Source organism: Pseudomonas sp. TMW 2.1634 (genome assembly GCF_001703595.1).
In the GTDB taxonomy this organism is placed as follows: Bacteria; Pseudomonadota; Gammaproteobacteria; order Pseudomonadales; family Pseudomonadaceae; genus Aquipseudomonas; species Aquipseudomonas fragi.
The window spans coordinates 3,824,342-3,844,768 of the sequence record NZ_CP016849.1; the positions used below are offsets into that span (position 1 = coordinate 3,824,342).

The window sequence follows — 20,427 nt, forward strand, 5'->3', positions numbered from 1 at the left end:
AAAATGACCATTAATGGCTCTTACAACCAACCAATAGCCTGCCTAGGATGAAGCCATTCGCCAAGGATAATTTCCATGTACGTACCCCGCGCCTTCGCCGTTGACGACATTAAAATCCTGCACCAGCAGATGCAGGCCTGCCCCCTGCCCGTACTGGTCACACACACCCGCCAGGGCTTGCTCGCCAGCCATGTGCCTTTGCTGTTGGCCCCGGACGAAGGCGCGTACGGCACGCTGTACGGGCACCTTGCCCGCGCCAATCCGCACGGCACGGCACTGGCGCAAGGCACCGAGAGCCTGGTGATCTTCGCCGGCGAGCAGGCCTATATCAGCCCGTCCTTCTACCCCAGCAAGGCAGAGCACGGCAAAGCCGTGCCCACTTGGAATTACCTGGCCGTACATGCCTATGGCACGGCCGAGGTATTCGACGATGCCGAGCGCTTGCTGGCACTGGTCAGCCGCCTGAGCAGCCAACACGAAGCCGGGCGCCCCGCCCCCTGGGCGGTCAGCGATGCACCAGACGACTATATCGACAGCATGCTCAAGGCCATTGTGGGTTTTCGCCTGCCCATCACCCGCCTTGAAGGCAAACGCAAACTCAGCCAGAACCGTGACGCCGCCGACCAGGCCGGCGTGCGCCAGGGCCTGCTGGCCAACAGCAACCCGCAAGACCACGCACTCGCTCATTTAATGGTTAAGGAATAACTGAAAATGACTCAAATCCAGATCAAACCCGCCACCGCCGCCGATCGCGAACAGTGGCTACCGCTGTGGCAGGCCTACCTGCGCTTTTACAAGACCGAACTGTCCGATGACATCACCCAGTCCACCTGGTCGCGGTTCCTCGATCCGGCAGAACCGACCACCCTGGCCCTGGCCTGGCAAGGTGATAAAGCAGTGGGCATGGTGCAGTGCGTTTATCACCGCACCAACTGGAGCATCAAAAACGCCTGCTATCTTCAAGACCTGTTTGTCAGCCCCGAAGTGCGCGGCAAGGGTGTTGGGCGCCAGCTGATCGAGCACGTATATGCCGCCGCCCGCGACAAGGATTGCTGCAAAGTTCATTGGCTGACCCAGGAAACCAACGCCACGGCCATTCAGTTGTATGAGCGCATTGGCGAGCGCCCCGGCTTTATTCAGTTTCGCAAAACCTTGTCATAAATAAGGAACGCGCAATGCCCGACTCTCTAGAACACTGGCTGGCGGCCAGAACACCGGATACCCGCACCCTTGAGGGGCGATTCATTCGTCTGGAAAAGCTCGACCCCGCACGTCATGGCGATGAACTATGGCTAGCCTTACAAGGGCCAAAGGCCGACCCCAAGCTTTGGGACTATTTGCCCTACGGCCCCTTCAATGAGCGCCCGGCATTTGATGCCTGGCTGCACAACCATGCTGCCAGCCGCGACCCACATTTTTATGCTGTTATCGACAAGTCGAGCGATGAGGCACAAGGCCTGCTTAGCCTGATGTGCATCGTTCCGGAACACGGGCGCATCGAGATCGGCCACGTTGCCTTTGGTGCCCCCATGCAGCGCTCGCCCAAAAGCACCGAGGCCGTCTACCTGCTGGCCAGGGAAGCCTTCGCACTGGGCAACCGTCGCCTGGAGTGGAAGTGCAACAACGACAACGCCCGCTCAAAGCGTACAGCAGTACGATTGGGGTACACATACGAAGGCGTATTCCGCCAGCATATGGTAGTCAAAGGCAAGAATCGTGATACCACATGGTACAGTATCATCAGTACGGAATGGCCAGCGATAGCGGCAGGCTTTGACAAATGGCTGGCACTGGATAACCAACCAGAAAGCGGCCAAATAAAGACCCTGGAGGAATGCCGGGGCAAAGCTGTATAAAATTTGATCAGCACGCCCGACAAGGACTGTTGGGCGTTTTTGTGCCTGAAGGGCTTAGAATTTTCGCGGCAAGCGAACCACGCCCATTTGCAGGCCGAAGGGCTTGAAGACTGCGTTCATGGATTTAAGCGTGGGGTTGCCTTCGTCGTGCTCGATTTGAATCAGGGTGCGCACCGAGATTTTGCACATGCGGGCAAACTGCGTTTGCTGCAATCCGGTCACGTTTACGCGAAATCGCTTTACCGCCTCGCCCAGGGTGATGCTGCCCTGGGCCAGCGCAGCCTCGATGCTTTCAATCATCAACTGGCGTACATCAATGCTGAGCGTCATTTCAAACCCCACTGGCGCAGGCGTTGGTCGAGGTTTTTGAGGGCAATTTGCGGATGATTCATTGTCAGCTCCGGCAAACCTTCGGCGCGAAGCAAATCAGGCAGTGCCCGTAACTGCTCGGCATCGGCACGCAGGCGCTCAAAAGCCGCTTGCGGCTCAATTAGCCCGCCTATCGACTCACAGGCGGCACGCCAATCAACTTGCCCTGCACGCTCTACATCCCGCGACCACTTGGTCGTGCGCGTAATGCCTTCGCTATCCATCACCATCGGGGCCAAGTCATAGATTGGCGCGAGGCGAAATGAATCAACGCCACGGATGAGCGCAGTGTTGCGACCATGATTATCGCTATTGCCGAGGATTTTATTGAGCAGGTCGCGGCGCAGGTATTCGGCCACCAAATCTGCAATCTGGTCTTGCTGGCCCGCCTGCTTCCACAGCGCAACCAACAGCTCAAGCACCTCAAGGTGCGTCATGTCGCTGCCAGGCTGAGTGACTTGAGCGAGGGAATATACAGATTCCACAGCAAGCCTCTCGACGCCTTGTGCTGTGACCTTGCGATCAAAGCGCTGCATCCACAGGCTTGGCTTGCGCCCTTCCTCCAGCGCCAGCCCCTGGACAGGAACAGTCTCGATACCCAACTTTTGCAGGGCCTTGTAGTACATGAATTCGCTGCGCAGGATGGTGCCGTCCAGCTCCAGAGCCTGGTTACGCGCAAACTTGATAAACCAGTGCTGCCTGACACCCGCGTCTGCCAAAGTGGCATCGGGGTACAACAGACCGTCTGCGCCCTCAGCCATCAACAACTTGGGCGCCTCGCCACCCGCCCCTGTGGCACCGCCAATTGCAGCGCCCTGCTCGTGAGCGTATTCAAGGAAGCTGTTGTCGCGCTCAATCACGTCCTGACGGGAGAAGCCCAGCGGGGTAAACATATCCAGCCGCTGAAACGACTCTTTTATACGCAGGTGACCTATTGGCGCAGGCGTGCTGTGGCCGAGCAAAAATAAATCAATGCTCAGGCCCTCAGGCTTTTCCCGCCCTATTTGCTTAATCAGGATTTTTCTTGCCGCGCCTGCTGGCGCTATGTCGTGCAGAAAAGCCGGGGCCTTTTTCAAGACTTGTGCATCCCACCCAAGCGGCAAGCGAGCACTCACCGAGCAGAGAAAGGGGCTTTCGATGGCCTCCAGGTTTTGCACAAGGTAATCCTGCTTGTACCCCAAGCGGCAGGGGCCATCCAGGCCTTTATCCGGCTCAGGGAAAACCAGCGTCATTGCGTCCTGCCATTGGCCGGCGCTGTAGAGCTGAAGGGTTAGCTGAAACATGCTTGCACCTGCATTTTAATGCACTTCAGAGACATAAAATGATTATACAAGTGCAATATAGTGCAGTTTAATTATTTTTCCATTCGATAAAATGTATTTAAATGCAGATTCAGGATCAATGAAACCTCACCAGCTGCATTAAATTGCAGGCAAAAAAAAGGGGAGCACATGCTCCCCCGAGGTTTAAAGCGTTTACATCAAAGGCACTATCAGGCTTCGATTTCGATCAGAATTTCGCCCGGGTTAACACGGTCGCCCTTGATAACGTGGATGGTGACGATTTTGCCTGCGATGCCGGCCTGGACTTCAGTTTCCATTTTCATGGCTTCAGTGATCAGTACCGATTGACCCGCCTTGACCACATCACCTACAGCGACCAGCACATCAACGATATTGCCCGGCATGGCCGTGCTCACATGGCCTGGCTCGCTGGCCTGCTTGCGCTTGCTTGAGGTGCCGCCAACAAATTCGTTGAGCGGTTCGAACACCACCTCTTCCGGCATGCCATCGATGGACAGGTAGAAGTGACGCTTGCCTTCTGCCTTGACGCCCACACCGGTGATGTCAACGCGATAGCTCTCGCCGTGCACGTCGATCACGAACTCGGTCGGCACGCCTTCACCGCTCGCCTTGGTCACACCGCCCGCTTCAGGTATAGGCAGCAGCACTTCTGGAGTCAGGGTGCCGGCAGCACGCTCCTCAAGGAATTTACGACCGATGTCCGGGAACATGGCGAAGGTCAGTACGTCTTCTTCCGACTTGGCCAGGGCACCAATTTCAGCACGCAACTTGACCATTTCCGGCTTGAGCAGGTCTGCCGGGCGTACGTCGATCAATTCTTCGTTGCCAATGGCCTGACGACGCAGTTGCTCGTTGACCACCCCCGGCGCCTTGCCGTAGCCGCCTTGCAGGTAGAGCTTTACTTCGTTGGTGATGGTTTTGTAACGCTCGCCGGCCAGCACGTTAAAGAACGCCTGGGTACCGACAATTTGCGAGGTCGGCGTTACCAGCGGCGGGTAACCGAGGTCTTCACGCACACGCGGGATCTCAGCCAGCACTTCGCTCATGCGGTTCAGCGCGCCCTGCTCTTTGAGCTGGTTAGCGAGGTTGGAAATCATCCCGCCCGGCACCTGGTTGACTTGCACGCGGGTGTCGACGGCGGTGAATTCGCTTTCAAACTGGTGATACTTCTTACGCACAGCGTAGAAGTACATACCGATTTTCTGCAACAGCGACAAGTCGAGGCCGGTGTCGTATTCGCTGCCCTTGAGGGCGGCAACCATCGATTCGGTGCCCGGGTGGCTGGTGCCCCACGCGAAGCTGGAGATCGCAGTGTCGATATGGTCGGCACCGTTTTCGATCGCCTTGAGCTGGCACATGGCTGCCAGACCCGCGGTGTCGTGGGAGTGAATAAAGATCGGCAGGGTGATTTCGGCTTTCAGCGCCTTGACCAGCTCGCCCGTGGCGAACGGGGTCAGCAGGCCGGCCATGTCCTTGATGGCGACCGAGTCGCAGCCCATCGCTTCCATTTGCTTGGCCTGGGCCACAAACGCCTCGGTGGTGTGTACCGGGCTGGTGGTGTAGGCGATGGTGCCCTGGGCATGCTTGCCAGCGGCCTTGACGGCCTCGATGGCCACGCGCAGGTTACGCACGTCGTTCATGGCGTCAAAGATGCGGAACACGTCGATACCGTTAACCGCCGCCTTGGCCACGAACGCCTTGACCACGTCATCGCTGTAATGGCGATAGCCCAGCAGGTTCTGGCCGCGCAGCAACATTTGCAGGCGGGTGTTGGGCAAGGCGGCACGCAGTTGGCGCAGACGCTCCCACGGGTCTTCCTTGAGGAAGCGCACGCAGGCGTCAAAGGTGGCGCCGCCCCAGACTTCCAGCGACCAGTAGCCGACCTTGTCGAGCTTGTCGCAGATCGGCAGCATGTCTTCGGTGCGCATGCGGGTGGCCAGCAGCGACTGGTGGGCGTCACGCAGGATGGTGTCGGTTACGAAAATCTTCTTGCTCATTATTCTTTTCCTCACAGGCCTGCGTGGGCGGCGATGGCGGCAGCGATGGCCAGGGCCAGCTCTTCGGGTTTGCGCTTGATCGAGTAGTTGGTCAGCTCAGGGTGGCTTTCTACAAAGCTGGTGTTGAACTGGCCACTACGGAATTCCGGGTTACGCAGGATTTCCTGGTAATACGCGGCGGTGGTTTTGACCCCTTGCAGACGCATGTCGTCGAGGGCGCGCAAACCACGGTCCATCGCTTCTTCCCAGGTCAGGGCCCACACCACCAGTTTCAGACACATGGAGTCGTAATACGGCGGGATGGTATAGCCGGTGTAGATCGCCGTATCGGTACGCACACCAGGGCCGCCGGGCGCGTAGTAACGGGTGATCTTGCCGAAACTTGGCAGGAAGTTGTTTTTCGGGTCTTCGGCATTGATCCGGAACTGCAGGGCAAAGCCGCGGTGCTGCACGTCTTCCTGCTTGATCGACAGCGGCAGGCCGGAGGCGATACGGATTTGCTCACGGACAATGTCGATGCCGGTGATTTCTTCGGTGATGGTGTGTTCCACCTGCACCCGGGTGTTCATCTCCATGAAGTACACCTCGCCTTCGGCGAGCAGGAACTCCACGGTGCCGGCGTTCTCGTAACCCACGGCCTTGGCTGCACGCACCGACAGGTCGCCGATATAGGCGCGCTGTTCCGGGGTCAGCTGGGGGCTCGGGGCGATTTCGATCAGCTTCTGGTTGCGACGCTGGATCGAGCAGTCGCGCTCGAACAGATGCACCACATTGCCAAAGCTGTCACCGAGGATCTGCGCTTCGATGTGCTTGGGGTTGACGATGCATTTTTCCAGGAACACTTCGGCCGAGCCAAAAGCCTTGGTGGCTTCCGAGATCACCCGCGGGAAGGCTTGCTCCAGCTCTTCACGGCTGTTGCAACGACGAATCCCGCGACCGCCGCCACCCGAAGTAGCCTTGAGCATCACCGGGTAACCAATGCGCTCGCCTTCAATCAAGGCTTCGTGGATGTCGGCAACGTTGCCTTCAGTGCCCGGCGTAACCGGAACACCGGCCTTGATCATGCTGCGGCGCGCTTCAGTCTTGTCGCCCATGCGGCGAATGACTTCAGCGGCAGGGCCGATGAACTTGATCCCGCGCTCGGCGCAGATATCAGCCAATTCAGCATTTTCTGACAGAAAACCGTAACCGGGATGCAAGGCATCACAACCGGTTTCAACAGCCAGGTTAACCAGCTTGCGCGGATTCAAATAACCGGCCAGCGGGTCTTCGCCGATATTGTGTGCTTCGTCAGCGCGCTTGACGTGCAAGGCATGCCGATCAGCTTCGGAATAGACCGCTACAGAGCGAATCCCCATCTCGGCGCAGGCACGCACGATGCGGACGGCGATTTCTCCGCGGTTGGCGATCAGGATCTTTTTTATCACTTGGAATCTTCCTAAAGCCCATGGAACAAACGACCTGCTAGACCAGGTCGGGACGTGTCCAAATGTGTCTGAACCGTTGTGTTGTCACACTAGACCTGCGCAGCGATAAACAAAAATCAATAATTCTTGGGTCATGCATAAGTAACAACTTATAGTCAGAGCACTTGCCGCTTCGGATAATTTTATAAAAATGCGTAAGTCATTGATGCGTATCACTTTTCGCCAATTGCAGGTGTTTAACGAAGTCTGTGATTTGCGCTCTTACAGCCGCGCGGCAGAAGAAATGTCGCTGACGCAACCCGCCGTAAGTCTACAAATTCGTCAGCTTGAAGATCTGATTGGCCAGCCTTTGTTCGAATATGTCGGCAAAAAACTGTACATGACCGAAGCCGCTGAAGCGCTTCAGTTGGCCAGCCGGGATATTTTCGGCCGCCTGGAAAACCTCGACATGCAGCTTTCCGACATGCTCGGGTCATTGCAGGGGCAGCTAAAACTGGCAGTGGAGTCGAGTGCGAAATATTTTGTGCCGCATCTGTTTGCGGCCTTCAAGCGCCAGCACCCGGAAGTTAATTTGCAACTGACCGTGGTCAACCGGGCGCAGGCCGTTCGTCGGCTATCCGATAACCGCGACGATCTGGTGATCATGTCGATGGTGCCCCAGGACATGGGCCTGGAGTTTTTGCCGTTTTTGAATAACCCGATTGTGGCCGTTGCACCTGCCGAACACCCGCTGTGCATGCAAGGGCCGCTGCGGTTGCAGGATCTTGAGCCGTATACCCTGCTGATGCGCGAACAGGGTTCGGGCACGCGCATGGCGTGCGAGGAGTACTTTAAGGAGAAGCGCGTGCACTTCAATCAGACGCTGGAGGTGTCGTCCAACGAGTCTCAGCGCGAATGTGCGGTGGCCGGGTTGGGCGTGGCGCTGTTGACCCGCCACGCCGTCAGCCTGGAGCTGGCGACCGGCCTGCTGCGTGAGCTGCCGGTCGAAGAATTGCCGCTGTACCGCAGCTGGTGCGTGGTGCAGGCCAAGGCCAAGCGCCTGTCACCGGTGGCGCATGCATTTCTGGGGTTTATTCGCAGTGAGCGCCTGCAGATCAGCGCGCTGGTTGAGCGCTTCGACGGCCACTTGCCGACGCAGCCTGCCAATAGTTGATCGATCCCAGGTCGGGGTAGTCTGAGGTTTCCAGGCGCAGTTGGCGCTGGCTCGTATGGTCTTCAATCGCACGACGGAAGGCCATGCGGCGCTGGTCTTCTTGCTGACGGCGGGTTTTGACGGCGCTATTGCGTTCTTCGTAAGGCTGAGCCATTTCGAGTCTCCCAAGGCGTGTACGGGAGTTTAACGATGGACTTTGTTTGTGACGGCTTTACGAAGGGGAGATGACAGGGGGATGAACGCTGAATGTGAGCTCTGTGTGGGAGCGGGCTTGCTCGCGATTCAGGCGCTGCGGTGTGTCTGTCACACGGCGGCATTCCCTGTCGCTAGCAAGCCCGCTCCCACAGAAGATGTTGGGCGCTTTTAATCTTCGTGGCTTTTCAGCGACTTGGGCGACAAACGCAAGCTGCGCAGGCTGCGCTTGACGCTCTTGAGGTGGTTGACCAGGCTCGGGCCGCGCGCCATCGCAACACCCATCGCCAGCACGTCAATCACCACCAGGTGGGCAATACGCGAAGTCAGCGGGGTGTAGATTTCGGTGTCTTCATGCACATCGATCGCCAGGTTGACGGTCGCCAGTTCTGCCAACGGCGTCTGACTCGGGCACAAGGTGATCAAGGTCGCGCCGCTTTCACGCACCAGGTTGGCGGTGATCAGCAAGTCTTTGGAGCGGCCCGACTGGGAAATGCAGATTGCCACGTCGGTAGGCTTCAAGGTCACCGCCGACATCGCTTGCATATGCGGGTCGGAATACGCCGCAGCGGTCAGCAACAAACGGAAAAACTTGTGCTGGGCATCTGCCGCTACTGCACCCGACGCACCAAAACCGTAGAACTCAACCCGCTGTGCTTGCGACATGGCCGTTACCGCACGCTGCAAGGCGACCGGGTCGAGCTTCTCGCGCACGTCCATCAGGGTGTGCAGCGTCGTGTCGAAAATCTTCAGGCTGTAGTCCGCAACCGAATCGTCTTCATGGATCGCGAACTGACCAAAACTGGCCCCTGCCGCCAGGCTTTGCGCCAGCTTGAGCTTCAAGTCCTGGAACCCCGAGCAGCCTATCGCACGGCAAAAACGCACGATGGTGGGCTCGCTGATACCGACGCTGTGGGCAAGGTCGGCCATGGAACTGTGCATTACAGCCGCAGGATCAAGCAGCACGTGATCGGCGACCTTGAGTTCCGATTTACGTAACAGGTGGCGTGACTGGGCAATATGTTGCAGCAGGTTCAAAGGGCAGGACTCGGTCTGTAAGCGGCGGGCGCCGGGGATGTAGCAATCTTGTAGTTATACTACAAGAATTCGTTTTCTGCCCACCCAATACGCTCTATCGGTTGCTGTTATCACCCTTTAATCAAGCAGGATCAGGCGTGTGTAGCCCTTTTTCGCACTACAAGATAGCGGCACCTGCGCGCAACAAGTCGCCCAATTGCTGTGCACTGACTGGACGGCTGATCAAGTAACCCTGCACTTCATCGCACTGGCGAGCCTTGAGAAAGGCCAGTTGCGCCTCGTTTTCAACGCCCTCTGCCACGACCTTGAGGGCCAGGCTGTGGGCCATGTCGATAATCGCCAGGGTGATGGCCTCGTCTTCGCTACAGCGCCCCACCCCGTGAATAAAGGTTTTGTCGATCTTGACGTAATCCACCGCAAACCGCTTGAGGTAACTGAGCGATGAATAACCGGTGCCAAAATCATCAATCGCCAACTTCACCCCCAACCCATGCAATTGTTCAAAGGTGGCGATGATGTATTCAACATTGTCGAGCAACTGGCTTTCTGTCAGTTCCAGCTCAAGGCAATGCGGTGCCAGCCCTGTGTCTTCGAGCACCTGGCGCACGAGGCTGACCAGCTTGCCCTGGCGCAGTTGATGCCCCGACAGGTTCACCGACACCCGTATCGGCGCCAGCCCTTCATGTTGCCATTCGCAGGCCTGGCGGCAGGCTTCACGCAACACAAATTCGCCAATGGCGCTGATCAGGCCGGTCTCCTCGGCCAGGGCGATAAAGTCGCTCGGCGGCACGCTGCCCAATTGCGGGTGATCCCAGCGCACCAGCGCTTCGGCGGCGTGCAGGCGGCCGCTGGCCAGGCACAGCTTGGGTTGATAGAACACATCGAGCTGGCGCTCGGCAATGGCCTTGCGCAACTGGTTCTCCAGCTGCAGGCGCTCCAGGGTGCTGCGTTGCAGGCTGTGACTGTAGAACTGAAAGGTGCCACCGCCCAGGTGCTTGGCCTGCTGCATGGCCTTGTTGGCCTGATGCACCAGGCTCGCAATGTCCCGTGCGCTACCCGGTAACAAACTGATGCCAATGGATACACTGATCACCAACTCATGGCCGTCCACCATCAGCGGCCGACTGAGTTTTTCCAGAAGCCGGGTGGCTACCCGCGCCAGGCTGGTCAGGCTGTTATAGGCATCAAACAACACGGCAAATTCATCACCCGATAGGCGCGCAAGGGTGTCGGCCTCAGGCAAGGCCTTGGTGATGCGCTCAGCCATTTTTTGCAACACATGATCGGCCAGTTCATGGCCAAAGTTGTCATTGAGCAGCTTGAAACGATCGAGGTTGATGTGCAGCAAGGTCAGATTGCACGAACCCTGGCGCACGCGCTGGCTGGCCTCCTCCAGGCGCTCCTTGAACAGGGAACGATTGGCCAGGCCGGTCAACTCATCAAACTGGCTAAGGTGGCGCACCCGCGCCTCCACCACACGCCGCTGCTCCACTTCGCGGGCCAGTTCGGTGTGCAGTTGCTCGCTACGGTCATTGGCCTGCTGCAAGTCGGCGAACAGGCCTTGTTGCTGCAAGCGCCTCGCCTTGCGCCGTTGTTTGATCCGGTTGAACTGCCAACCCAAACCACCCGCCAGCAAAAAAAGGCCGATACCCATGCCGAAAAAAACACCCGGCGAATTTAAACTCTGAACCATCGGCAAGTTTCTTATCAGTAGATGAGCCAAAAAGTCATCCGAGCATACACAAGCAATACCCACGACCAAACGCACGGGTGCCATTAAATTGGATGAAACACACCGGGCGCTTTTACTGCCAGCCTTTTCGACCGCTCGGCCCAAGACCGCCACGCGGCTAGCAATCAAAGGCCAACAGCCCCTAAAATGCCCCGATGCGCGATGATCTCTCTCTCTTGTTAAATTCTCTCAACGATGCCCAACGTCAGGCCGTCACGGCCAGTGTCGGGCGTCAGTTGGTTCTGGCCGGCGCAGGTTCCGGCAAAACCCGTGTGCTGGTGCACCGTATCGCCTGGTTGATCCAGGTCGAAAACGCGTCCCCACACTCCGTGCTGTCGGTGACCTTCACCAACAAGGCTGCCGCCGAGATGCGCCATCGCATCGAGCAACTGATGGGGATCAACCCCGCCGGTATGTGGGTGGGCACCTTCCACGGCCTGGCTCACCGCCTGCTGCGGGCTCACTGGCAAGAAGCCGGCCTGAGCCAGACGTTCCAGATCCTCGACAGCGACGACCAGCAACGCTTGGTCAAGCGTGTGATCCGTGAACTGGGGCTGGATGAACAGCGCTGGCCGGTGCGTCAGGCACAGTGGTTTATCAACGGCCAGAAAGACGAAGGCCTGCGCCCCAAACATATCCAGGCCAGCGGCGACTTGTTCCTGGCCACCATGCGCAATATTTACGAGGCCTATGAGGTCGCGTGCCAGCGCGCCGGTGTGATCGATTTTTCCGAACTGCTGCTGCGTGCCCTGGACCTGTGGCGCGACAACCCGGGCTTGCTGGCGCACTACCAGAAACGCTTCCGGCACATCCTGGTAGACGAATTCCAGGACACCAACGCCGTTCAATATGCCTGGCTACGATTGCTGGCCCAGGGCGGCGACAGCCTGATGGTGGTGGGCGATGACGACCAGTCGATCTACGGCTGGCGCGGCGCGAAAATCGAAAACATCTACCAGTACTCAACCGACTTCCCGGACGCCGAGACCATCCGCCTGGAGCAGAACTATCGCTCCACGGCCGGCATCCTCAAAGCGGCCAACGCCCTGATTGCCAATAACACCGGGCGCATGGGCAAAGAGCTGTGGACTGACGGCGGCGAAGGCGAAGCCATCAATCTGTACGCCGCGTTCAACGAACACGACGAAGCGCGCTACGTGGTCGAGACCATCGAGAGCGCACTGAAAACCGGCATTGCCCACAGCGATATCGCCATTTTGTATCGCTCCAACGCCCAATCGCGGGTGCTTGAAGAAGCCTTGCTGCGCGAACGCATCCCCTACCGCATCTATGGTGGCCAGCGCTTCTTCGAACGCGCGGAAATTAAGAATGCGATGGCTTATATGCGCCTGCTCGAAGGCCGCGGCAACGATGCGGCGCTGGAGCGGGTGATTAACGTACCAGCCCGCGGCATTGGCGAAAAAACCGTCGAGGCCATCCGTGAACACGCACGCCACAGCGATGTGTCGATGTGGGAAGCGATGCGCCAGCTGATCGCCAATAAAGCCCTCCCCGGCCGCGCTTCAGGCGCTATTGCCGGCTTTATGGAACTGATCGACAACCTCGCGGCAAAAGTCATGGAGATGCCTTTGCATCTGATGACCCAGACCGTGATCGAACAGAGCGGGCTGATTGCCTACCATCAAGCGGAAAAAGGCGAAAAAGGCCAGGCCCGGGTAGAAAACCTTGAGGAACTGGTCAGCGCAGCACGCAACTTCGAAAACAATGACGAAGACGAAGAGCTGTCGCCATTGGCCGCCTTCCTCGGCCATGCCTCGCTGGAGGCAGGCGATACCCAGGCCGAAGAGCACGAAGACGGTATCCAGCTGATGACGCTGCACAGCGCCAAAGGCCTGGAGTTCCCGTATGTGTTCCTGGTGGGCATGGAAGAAGGGTTGTTCCCGCACAAGATGAGCCTGGAAGAACCCGGCCGCCTTGAAGAGGAACGGCGCCTGGCCTATGTGGGCATTACCCGCGCCATGCAAAACCTGGTGATGACCTACGCCGAAACCCGACGCCTTTACGGCAGCGAAACCTACAACAAGGTTTCACGCTTCGTTCGTGAAGTACCGAAAGGCCTGATCCAGGAAGTTCGACTGTCCAACAGTGTCAGTCGCCCTTTCGGCGGCGGTCAAAAACAGAGTGCCAGCACCCTGTTTGGCGGCTCGGAAATCCCGGAAACCGAATTCAAGCTCGGCCAGATGGTCAAGCATGCGGTCTTCGGCGAAGGCGTCATTCTCAACTTCGAGGGCGCCGGAGCCCAGGCACGGGTCCAGGTCAACTTCAGTGAAGGCAGCAAATGGCTGATGATGGGCTACGCCAAACTTGAAGCGGTCTGACAGCAATCCGACAGCTTTGCGGGAATAGTCTGGATTGATAGATAACGGTGGGAGCGGGCTTGCTCGCGATGGCAGCACCTCGGTGTATCAAATGCACCGAGTGCAGGGAATCTCGAGCAAGCCCGCTCCCACATCAATGCGTCCTACAGTAAAAAAATCTGTCTCTTACAGATAAATAAGCAAAAGCCCGAAACACTTCACCGCTAGCCAGTCACAGCTCACCTGTGCAACATGGCGCGCGTGATATCCACAAATGGGAACCCCTTATGAAACGTTTTCTTAGCATCGCCCTGGCGTTGTGCATCGGCTTGACGATGAGCATCGACGCGAACGCCAAGCGCTTCGGCGGCGGCAAAAGCGCGGGTGCAGCGCCTAGCCACCAAACGCGTCAAGCCGCTCCAGCTGCAGCCCCTGCGGCTGCCGGTGCTGCAGGCGCCGCCGCAAAAGCCGGCGGTGCTTCGCGCTGGCTTGGCCCTCTGGCCGGCCTCGCTGCCGGTGGTCTGTTGGCGTCCATGTTCATGGGCGGCGGCTTCCAGGGCATGCAGTTCTTCGACATCCTGATCATGGCGGTTATCGCCTTCCTGATCTTCCGCTTTATCGCGGCCCGTCGTCGCAAGCAGGCTGACATGATGGCCCCTGCTGGCCACGCCCCCATGCAACGCGAAGCGTTCGACGCCAAGCCAGCAGGTTCGATCTTCGGCGGCTCGGCTGCCCCTGCAGCCCGTCCGGTGATCAACGCACCGGCCTGGTTCAACGAGCAGAACTTCCTGGAAGCTGCGCGTAACCATTTCCAGTCCCTGCAACAGCACTGGGATGCCAACGAAATGGATAAAATCGCCGAGTTCGTGACGCCGCAAATGCTCGACTTCCTCAAGCGTGAACGCGCTGAGCTGGGTGATGGCTTCCAGTCCACCTACATCGACAACCTGACCGTGCAACTGGACGGCCTGGATGATCGTGCAGACAAGACCATCGCCACCCTGACCTTCAGCGGCGTGTCGAAAAACTCGCGCTTTGACCAGGGCGAAGCCTTCAGCGAAAGCTGGAACATGGAGCGCCAGCAAGGCGACAACCAGCCTTGGCTGGTGGCAGGTATCCGCCAGAACGGCTGATCCCGCGAGCGAAACATGCGTTAACCAAAGCCCCGGACTTGTCCGGGGCTTTGCATTTCACGATTGCACTTATAACGAGCTACTGTATAAAGCGCGTCATATAAACCGCGCCATAGAGCATGAGGATGAGGTCGTGGAAGAAATTATTGAAGAGCTACGCGAAAAAAACGAGCCTGTACCGGTTCCCCTGGAACTGCCTGAAGAAGACCAGGTGGTGGAAATCGAAGAGCAGCTGTTCGTCGATATTCCATTTGTCTTCAGAGAATTTCTGCTGACCGTCAGTGACGTGGTGTATGGCAGCCTGGAGCCGGTCACCGTGACCGACCCGCAATCGCACACCTACCTGCCGGAAGTGGCGGCAAACGCCTGGGATGCCGGCGTAGACCGCAGCCTGATCCCGATTTGCCAGGACGGCGACGACTACTACTGCGTGGAAGAAGACGGCACCGTGGTGCTGTGGTCCGGCGAAGAAGAACTCGTTACCGAAGAAACCTGGGAATCGGTCTGGCACTGGGCGCGCGACGTCTGGCTGGAAAGCTGATATCTGCCAGTAAGCCCGGCCCGCTTTCCAGCCATTGGTCAGCGGGCTGTCAGTGCCCCCCCTCCTTGTGGTTATCCAGCGTCTCCAGCAGTGCAACCTGCATGCGCGTATGAATCCGGATAAACCAGCGCCACAACAGCGCCGCCACGCCCGCTGCCACCACGGCAATCACCATGAGCAACTCGTTGGTAGGCAAGATGCTCGCCGACAAGGCCGACAGCAGCAAAAAAATCACCAGCAACGATAAAATCGGGATCACTTCCGAGATCACCCGACGCACCCGCTGCGTATGGCGCCCGGCCATTTCCGGCTTGACCCCCATCTCCGCCAGGAGCATCGACAGCGCCTTGAGCTTGCGATACGCCGCAATCAAGAACGGCAGCGACAGCAGCAAGGCAGCCCCCCAGATCATCCCCTTTTGCCAGCTCGGCTCCAGGATCCAGCCCTGCAAATAACGCCCGATGCGCGGTGCGAAATAACCGCCGGCAAAGAAAATAGCGATAACCAAAGCCAGATTGACCCCAACCTGCAGCAGGATCTTGCGGATCATGGCCGCCAGCAACGCTCCCTCGCCCTGTGGCTGAATACTGCGCAGCCATTCGCCATAGAGCCCCAACACCCGTGACAGGCGCCCCGGCACCACCTGCGCCAGCTTTAGCGAGAGCGGGTCTGCGGCGCGTATCAGGTAAGGGGTCATCAGGGTGGTCAATACGGATACGGCCACCGCTACGGGGTACAGGAAGCTGCTGGTGACCTGCAATGTCATACCCAGCGCCGCGATAATGAAAGAAAACTCCCCAATCTGGGACAGCCCCATCCCGACCCGCAGCGAGGTGCGTCCGTCATTGCCTGCGATAAACGCCCCCAGTCCGCAGGACAGCATCTTGCCCAGTACCACGGCAACGGTGATCACCACGATGGGCAGCGCATATTCCAGCAGAATGGCCGGGTCGAGCATCAGCCCGATGGCCACAAAGAAAATCGCACTGAACAAGTCGCGCACCGGCTCGATCAGCCGTTCAATTTTCAGCAACTGACGCGACTCGGCCATGATCGCACCGATCAAAAACGCCCCGAGCACCATGCTGTATTCCAGCTTGACCACCAGCAGGCAGAAGCCAAAACACAGCCCCAGCACGGTAATCAGCAGCATCTCATTGCTTTCGAATCGGGCCACATACGCCAGTACCCGCGGCACCAGCAGAATGCCGATCACCAGGGCCACAATCATGAACAGCGATAATTTACCGACCGTCGAAAACACTTCTTCGGGGCTGACGCTGCCGCTGACCGCGATGCTCGACAACAGCGCAATAATCCCGATGCCCAAAATATCTTCAACGATCAACACGCCAAAAATCAGCTGGGCGAAGCGCTCGTTTTTCATCTTCAGGTCGTTGAGCGCCTTGACGATGATGGTGGTCGAGGAAATGGCCAGGATCGCGCCCAAAAACAGCGAATCCATCGTGTTCCAGTCGAACCATCGGCCAATTTCATAGCCGATCCAGATCATCAGCGTAATTTCCATAAACGCTGCGATAAAGGCCGTGGCCCCGACCTTGAACAACTTGCGCAGGCTGAATTCCAGCCCCAGGCAAAACATCAAGAAGATCACCCCCAGCTCAGCCAGGGTCTTGATCGTTTCTTCATCGTGGATCAGGCCAAACGGCGGGGTGTGCGGGCCAATGATAAAACCGGCAACGATATAACCCAGCACCACCGGCTGTTTGAAACGGTGGAAAAGAATCGTCACCACACCCGCAACCAGCATGATGACTGCCAGATCCTGAATAAAACTGATGGCATGCATGGCGTGGCACTCCTTGTTTGATATTCACCAGGCAACATGACGACAGACACAGCCTGTCAGGCCGCACGCATCGACTGTTTTAAATGTAGGAAGTATCCGACTAACGGACTTTTGCAGGTTAACACCGCGACTTGCGCCAGAAAGGCGGTGCAATATATGGAAACAGATAGAGATAAGCGTGACGGCTGTCAAAACGGCAACGTCCCGTTAATAACTGTTTCAAAAATCGACAAGTATCCACAGAGATACCCATTTCACTGCTGCAACACAACCGCGAGCCTGCTGCTATGGAACCCGGAAACGCCCAACTGTCGATGACGGTCTTGATGACCCCGGACATGGCCAATTTTTCTGGCAATGTTCACGGCGGAACCCTGCTCAAGTACCTCGATGAAGTCGCCTATGCCTGCGCCAGCCGCTATGCGGGGCGTTATGTGGTCACCTTGTCGGTGGACCAGGTCATTTTCCGCGAGCCGATTCATGTCGGTGAGCTGGTGACCTTCCTCGCCTCGGTCAACTACACCGGCAACACCTCGATGGAAGTTGGCATCAAGGTCGTTACCGAAAATATCCGTGAGCGCTCGGTGCGCCACACCAACAGCTGTTTCTTCACGATGGTCGCCGTGGACGACGACCGTAAACCGGCCGCTGTTCCGCCGTTGCAGCCATTGAACAGCGAAGACAAGCGCCGCTTTATCCAGGGCAAGCAACGCCGCCAGATCCGTCAGGAACTGGAGCAGCGTTACCGCGAACTGAAAGACGAAACACTGTAAGTAACTTGTGGGAGCGGGCTTGCTCGCGATTGCATCAACTCGGTCTTACAGATAAACCGAGTTGCCTGAATCGCGAGCAAGCCCGCTCCCACAGGTTTTGTTCAGTTTGCTTACAAACTGATCGGCACAGCCTCAAACCGCACACGCGGATGGGCAATGCGGTCCTGGGCGCGTACCAGTTGCAATTCATAGCTGGTGCAGGCCTGGGTTTCCAGCAACACCTCATGCACCGCCGCCGCGGTGAACTCAAACGCAGCCACCAGGCTGTCCCCCAGCAGTACCCGCGCCAGAAACAGCCCTGAAGTCAGATCCCCCACGCCCACAGGCTGACGCGGGAAGGCCAGCAGCGGCCGGCGCAAGTGCCAGTTACCCTCTGCCGTAACCAGCAGCATCTCGAAGCTTTCAGCCGGTTTGCCCGGATACGACAAATGCTTCACCAACACCGCTTTCGGGCCGCGGGCCAGCAGGCTGCGGGCCATTGCCAGGCAGTCGAACAACGATTGCGGATGACGCCCGCAAAAACTGTCCAGCTCCAGCTGGTTGGGGCACAGGAAATCAGCCATCGCCGCCGCTTCTTCCAGCAGGAAGTCACTGACCTCCTGAGGCACGATGCAGCCTTTCTCCGGGTGGCCCATGACCGGGTCACACAGGTACAGCGCATGGGGGTTGACGGCCTTGATACGGGCCACGCCGCTCAAAATGGCCCGGCCCTGCGCCGCACTGCCCAGGTAACCGGACAAAACCGCATCACAGTTGCCCAGCTCGCCGATGGCGGCGATTCCGTCGACCAGCGAAGGAATTTGCTCGGGAGCCAACACTTCCCCCGTCCACTGGCCATACTGAGTGTGGTTGGAGAACTGCACCGTGTTCAGAGGCCATACATTCACCCCGACGCGCTGCATAGGAAAAACCGCTGCGCTGTTGCCGGCATGGCCGAAAACCACGTGGGATTGGATGGCGAGTAAATGAGGTGTACGTTTCATGCCGGATTCCAGACTACGGGTGGATTCAAGCCACGCAGTATGCGACCAAACGCGGCCTGTACGACAGGTTGAAGACGCAGTTAAGCTGAGCACAATCTGTTGGAGCACATGTAATGCTGACCCTGGGAAATATGTTTGTCCTCATGCTGCTGGCTGCAGGCGCTGCCTGGCTGTGGCACAACCACGGGTTGCGCGAGCGGGCGCTGGAGCGGGTCAAGCAACACTGCAAAAACCTCGATATCGAGCTGCTCGATGAAAACGTGGCGCTAAAAAAAATCGCCCTGATCCCCGACGCCAATGGCAATAAACGCCTGGCCCGTGTGTATAACTTTGAATTCACGGTGACCGGTGATCAGCGTCATACCGGAACCATCACCCAGTTCGGCGCCCACAGCGTAAAAATCGAACTGCCGCCCTACCCGTTCCAGACCGAAGCCGAGCCAAGCGTCATTCCCAGCGCTCAGGTGATCGAACTCAGCCAGTGGCGCCAGGAACACAGCAAGACCCGCCACTAAGCCCAATGCTGTTCACTTAAAAGCAACGCCGTTCAAGTGTGGGAGCGGGCTTGCTCGCTCCCACAGAGGCAGAAATCGCTTAAGTGAACAACGTTGCGCCACTGAGCCCGCCTTTCAGCGCCTGCAAGCCGGGCACCTGTGGATAACTTTCCGCAAAACCTCGCCAAAACCCTTGAGATAGACACCTCTACAGAATTTAGACGGTGACAATCCCATGCGCACACTTCCAATTGTAGGACAATTTTACCAGCACAGAACCCACTAAAACCCCGGGTTTTAAGCCTCGCAGCACAGGCCCGCCACCTAAAAAACCTCCTTGAGCAAACAGTTTTCCAGTCCCGATTGAAGAGCATCCAGATCCTGGGGCTGAGCAAAAATCAATTCGAGACGTGAATCCTTGCGCCACTCACTCGATTTCCACTGCGCGATCGAGTTATCCACAGAATTGTTCGAAAACCAGCCCGCCGAACCATGAATAACCAGCTTCGCCCGCTGCCAATCCAGGCTTTCGAGCCATTGTTGCAGCAAGTCCAGGTCAAATTGGCGGGAGGGGTGCCAGCGCCAACCTGCGCTCCATCCTTCAGGCTGATGTTGAGTCATCACCATCGGCGTTCGCGGGTCGGAAAACACACTGCCAATATGATTAAAATCCTTATAAATCAATGAGTTATCCACAGCATGAGAGATATTCATATGGGCTACAGGCAGCGTATTTAAAGGGATGCGGCCATGCTCGACCCACAAAACAGGGCACTTTGGCAGGCTGCATGCAATCTGCTCACGTTGCTCACTTGGGACACTATTAGATTTATTCATGACCAGTAAACCGGCACTTTTCAGGGCTTCTTGCTGGGTTTTGGGGAGCGGTTTGCCCTGGGCCATCGCTTGCGCATCGAGCACCATGACGCATGGCTGGAGCGCCAAAACCCCCAGCCAGGGCGCTTCGCCGAGCTGCTTTAAAATCTGTGCGGGATGACCCAGACCAGAAGGCTCGATAAACAGGCGGTCGGGCCTGGACTTGCGCAAAAGGCGACTCAAACCGATCTGAAAAGGCGCGCCATTGACGCAGCACACACAGCCCCCCGCCACTTCGGTGATAGCAATGTCATCGCTTCCCTGGCTCATCAGGGCCGCATCCAGGCCGATCTGACCGAACTCATTGACCAGCACCGCCCAGCGTTCGTGTGGCGGTTTGTGCGCCATCAGGTGCTGAATCAGACTGGTTTTGCCGGCGCCAAGCGGCCCGGCAATCACATGGGTGGGAATGTTCTGCAACATGATCGCCA

The 20,427-nt window shown here is 57.8% G+C and carries 18 protein-coding genes and 1 pseudogene; 9 read left to right on the forward strand and 10 right to left on the reverse strand.

The features are described from left to right. The first annotated feature begins 75 nt into the window (after positions 1 to 75). From BFC21_RS18035 to BFC21_RS18045, 3 genes are read left to right on the forward strand one after another with little or no spacing between them, the layout of a single operon-like run. Positions 76 to 705 carry an FMN-binding negative transcriptional regulator gene (locus BFC21_RS18035; RefSeq protein ID WP_088378559.1) on the forward strand — a complete coding sequence of 210 codons (630 nt, stop codon included), beginning with the start codon at positions 76 to 78 and terminating at the stop codon, positions 703 to 705. A 6-nt stretch (positions 706 to 711) separates the two neighbouring features. After that, entirely contained in the window at positions 712 to 1,161 is a 450-nt protein-coding gene (locus BFC21_RS18040) for a GNAT family N-acetyltransferase (protein ID WP_016782928.1), read from the forward strand. Between the two features lie 14 nt (positions 1,162 to 1,175). Next, the gene (locus BFC21_RS18045) at positions 1,176 to 1,856 is read left to right on the forward strand and encodes a GNAT family N-acetyltransferase (protein ID WP_120266415.1); all 681 of its coding nucleotides are present in this window, start codon (positions 1,176 to 1,178) and stop codon (positions 1,854 to 1,856) included. 54 nt (positions 1,857 to 1,910) lie between these two features. On the opposite strand, the gene BFC21_RS18050 is transcribed toward BFC21_RS18045, so the two are convergent. From BFC21_RS18050 to BFC21_RS18065, 4 genes are all read right to left on the reverse strand, one after another. Beyond that, positions 1,911 to 2,186 carry a helix-turn-helix domain-containing protein gene (locus BFC21_RS18050; RefSeq protein ID WP_120266416.1) on the reverse strand — a complete coding sequence of 92 codons (276 nt, stop codon included), beginning with the start codon at positions 2,184 to 2,186 and terminating at the stop codon, positions 1,911 to 1,913. Next, positions 2,183 to 3,508 carry a HipA domain-containing protein gene (locus BFC21_RS18055; RefSeq protein ID WP_120266417.1) on the reverse strand — a complete coding sequence of 442 codons (1,326 nt, stop codon included), beginning with the start codon at positions 3,506 to 3,508 and terminating at the stop codon, positions 2,183 to 2,185. The genes BFC21_RS18050 and BFC21_RS18055 overlap by 4 nt, the downstream gene beginning before the upstream one ends. Positions 3,509 to 3,717: 209 nt before the next feature. After that, positions 3,718 to 5,526: a sodium-extruding oxaloacetate decarboxylase subunit alpha gene (oadA, locus tag BFC21_RS18060; RefSeq protein WP_088378561.1), complete on the reverse strand. Its 1,809-nt coding sequence runs from the start codon at positions 5,524 to 5,526 to the stop codon at positions 3,718 to 3,720. Between the two features lie 11 nt (positions 5,527 to 5,537). Beyond that, complete coding sequence (locus tag BFC21_RS18065) at positions 5,538 to 6,953, reverse strand: acetyl-CoA carboxylase biotin carboxylase subunit (RefSeq protein WP_016782925.1); 1,416 nt, start codon at positions 6,951 to 6,953, stop codon at positions 5,538 to 5,540. Positions 6,954 to 7,143: 190 nt separating this feature from the next. On the opposite strand from BFC21_RS18065, the gene BFC21_RS18070 reads away from it, so the two are divergent. Next, positions 7,144 to 8,106, forward strand: a complete 963-nt coding sequence (locus BFC21_RS18070; protein ID WP_088378562.1) for a LysR family transcriptional regulator — start codon at positions 7,144 to 7,146, stop codon at positions 8,104 to 8,106. Here the strand turns inward: BFC21_RS18070 and BFC21_RS18075 are convergent. The 3 genes and pseudogenes from BFC21_RS18075 to BFC21_RS18085 form a co-directional block, all read right to left on the reverse strand. Next, positions 8,048 to 8,260, reverse strand: coding sequence for a PA3496 family putative envelope integrity protein (locus BFC21_RS18075; RefSeq protein ID WP_029611660.1), 213 nt, complete (start codon positions 8,258 to 8,260; stop codon positions 8,048 to 8,050). The genes BFC21_RS18070 and BFC21_RS18075 overlap by 59 nt on opposite strands. A gap of 209 nt (positions 8,261 to 8,469) precedes the next feature. Then, the gene (gene hexR / locus BFC21_RS18080) at positions 8,470 to 9,336 is read right to left on the reverse strand and encodes a transcriptional regulator HexR (protein ID WP_016782922.1); all 867 of its coding nucleotides are present in this window, start codon (positions 9,334 to 9,336) and stop codon (positions 8,470 to 8,472) included. A 157-nt stretch (positions 9,337 to 9,493) separates the two neighbouring features. Next, positions 9,494 to 10,819: pseudogene (locus tag BFC21_RS18085) on the reverse strand (putative bifunctional diguanylate cyclase/phosphodiesterase); the annotation flags it as partial. Positions 10,820 to 11,223: 404 nt separating this feature from the next. Here BFC21_RS18085 and uvrD point away from each other — a divergent pair. The 3 genes from uvrD (at position 11,224) to BFC21_RS18100 (ending at position 15,060) form a co-directional block, all read left to right on the forward strand. Continuing rightward, on the forward strand, positions 11,224 to 13,407 hold the full coding sequence (gene uvrD / locus BFC21_RS18090; protein ID WP_088378564.1) for a DNA helicase II: 2,184 nt from the start codon (positions 11,224 to 11,226) through the stop codon (positions 13,405 to 13,407). A gap of 266 nt (positions 13,408 to 13,673) precedes the next feature. Then, complete coding sequence (locus BFC21_RS18095; protein ID WP_088378565.1) at positions 13,674 to 14,519, forward strand: Tim44 domain-containing protein; 846 nt, start codon at positions 13,674 to 13,676, stop codon at positions 14,517 to 14,519. 133 nt (positions 14,520 to 14,652) lie between these two features. Beyond that, positions 14,653 to 15,060 (forward strand): SMI1/KNR4 family protein, encoded by a 408-nt coding sequence (locus BFC21_RS18100; protein ID WP_088378566.1) that lies wholly within the window; start codon positions 14,653 to 14,655, stop codon positions 15,058 to 15,060. A gap of 49 nt (positions 15,061 to 15,109) precedes the next feature. Here the strand turns inward: BFC21_RS18100 and BFC21_RS18105 are convergent, their stop codons facing one another. Continuing rightward, a complete protein-coding gene (locus BFC21_RS18105) occupies positions 15,110 to 16,870 on the reverse strand; it encodes a cation:proton antiporter (protein WP_016782917.1) in 1,761 nt (586 codons plus the stop codon). 287 nt (positions 16,871 to 17,157) lie between these two features. On the opposite strand from BFC21_RS18105, the gene BFC21_RS18110 reads away from it, so the two are divergent. Next, entirely contained in the window at positions 17,158 to 17,643 is a 486-nt protein-coding gene (locus tag BFC21_RS18110; protein WP_029611658.1) for an acyl-CoA thioesterase, read from the forward strand. A 110-nt stretch (positions 17,644 to 17,753) separates the two neighbouring features. On the opposite strand, the gene pdxY is transcribed toward BFC21_RS18110, so the two are convergent. Beyond that, on the reverse strand, positions 17,754 to 18,626 hold the full coding sequence (gene pdxY, locus BFC21_RS18115) for a pyridoxal kinase PdxY (protein WP_088378567.1): 873 nt from the start codon (positions 18,624 to 18,626) through the stop codon (positions 17,754 to 17,756). A gap of 113 nt (positions 18,627 to 18,739) precedes the next feature. Between pdxY and BFC21_RS18120 the strand changes: the two genes are divergently transcribed. Further along, positions 18,740 to 19,141 carry a DUF3301 domain-containing protein gene (locus BFC21_RS18120; RefSeq protein ID WP_088378568.1) on the forward strand — a complete coding sequence of 134 codons (402 nt, stop codon included), beginning with the start codon at positions 18,740 to 18,742 and terminating at the stop codon, positions 19,139 to 19,141. 303 nt (positions 19,142 to 19,444) lie between these two features. On the opposite strand, the gene BFC21_RS18125 is transcribed toward BFC21_RS18120, so the two are convergent. Further along, complete coding sequence (locus BFC21_RS18125) at positions 19,445 to 20,419, reverse strand: GTP-binding protein (protein WP_088379552.1); 975 nt, start codon at positions 20,417 to 20,419, stop codon at positions 19,445 to 19,447. Positions 20,420 to 20,427 lie beyond the last annotated feature (8 nt).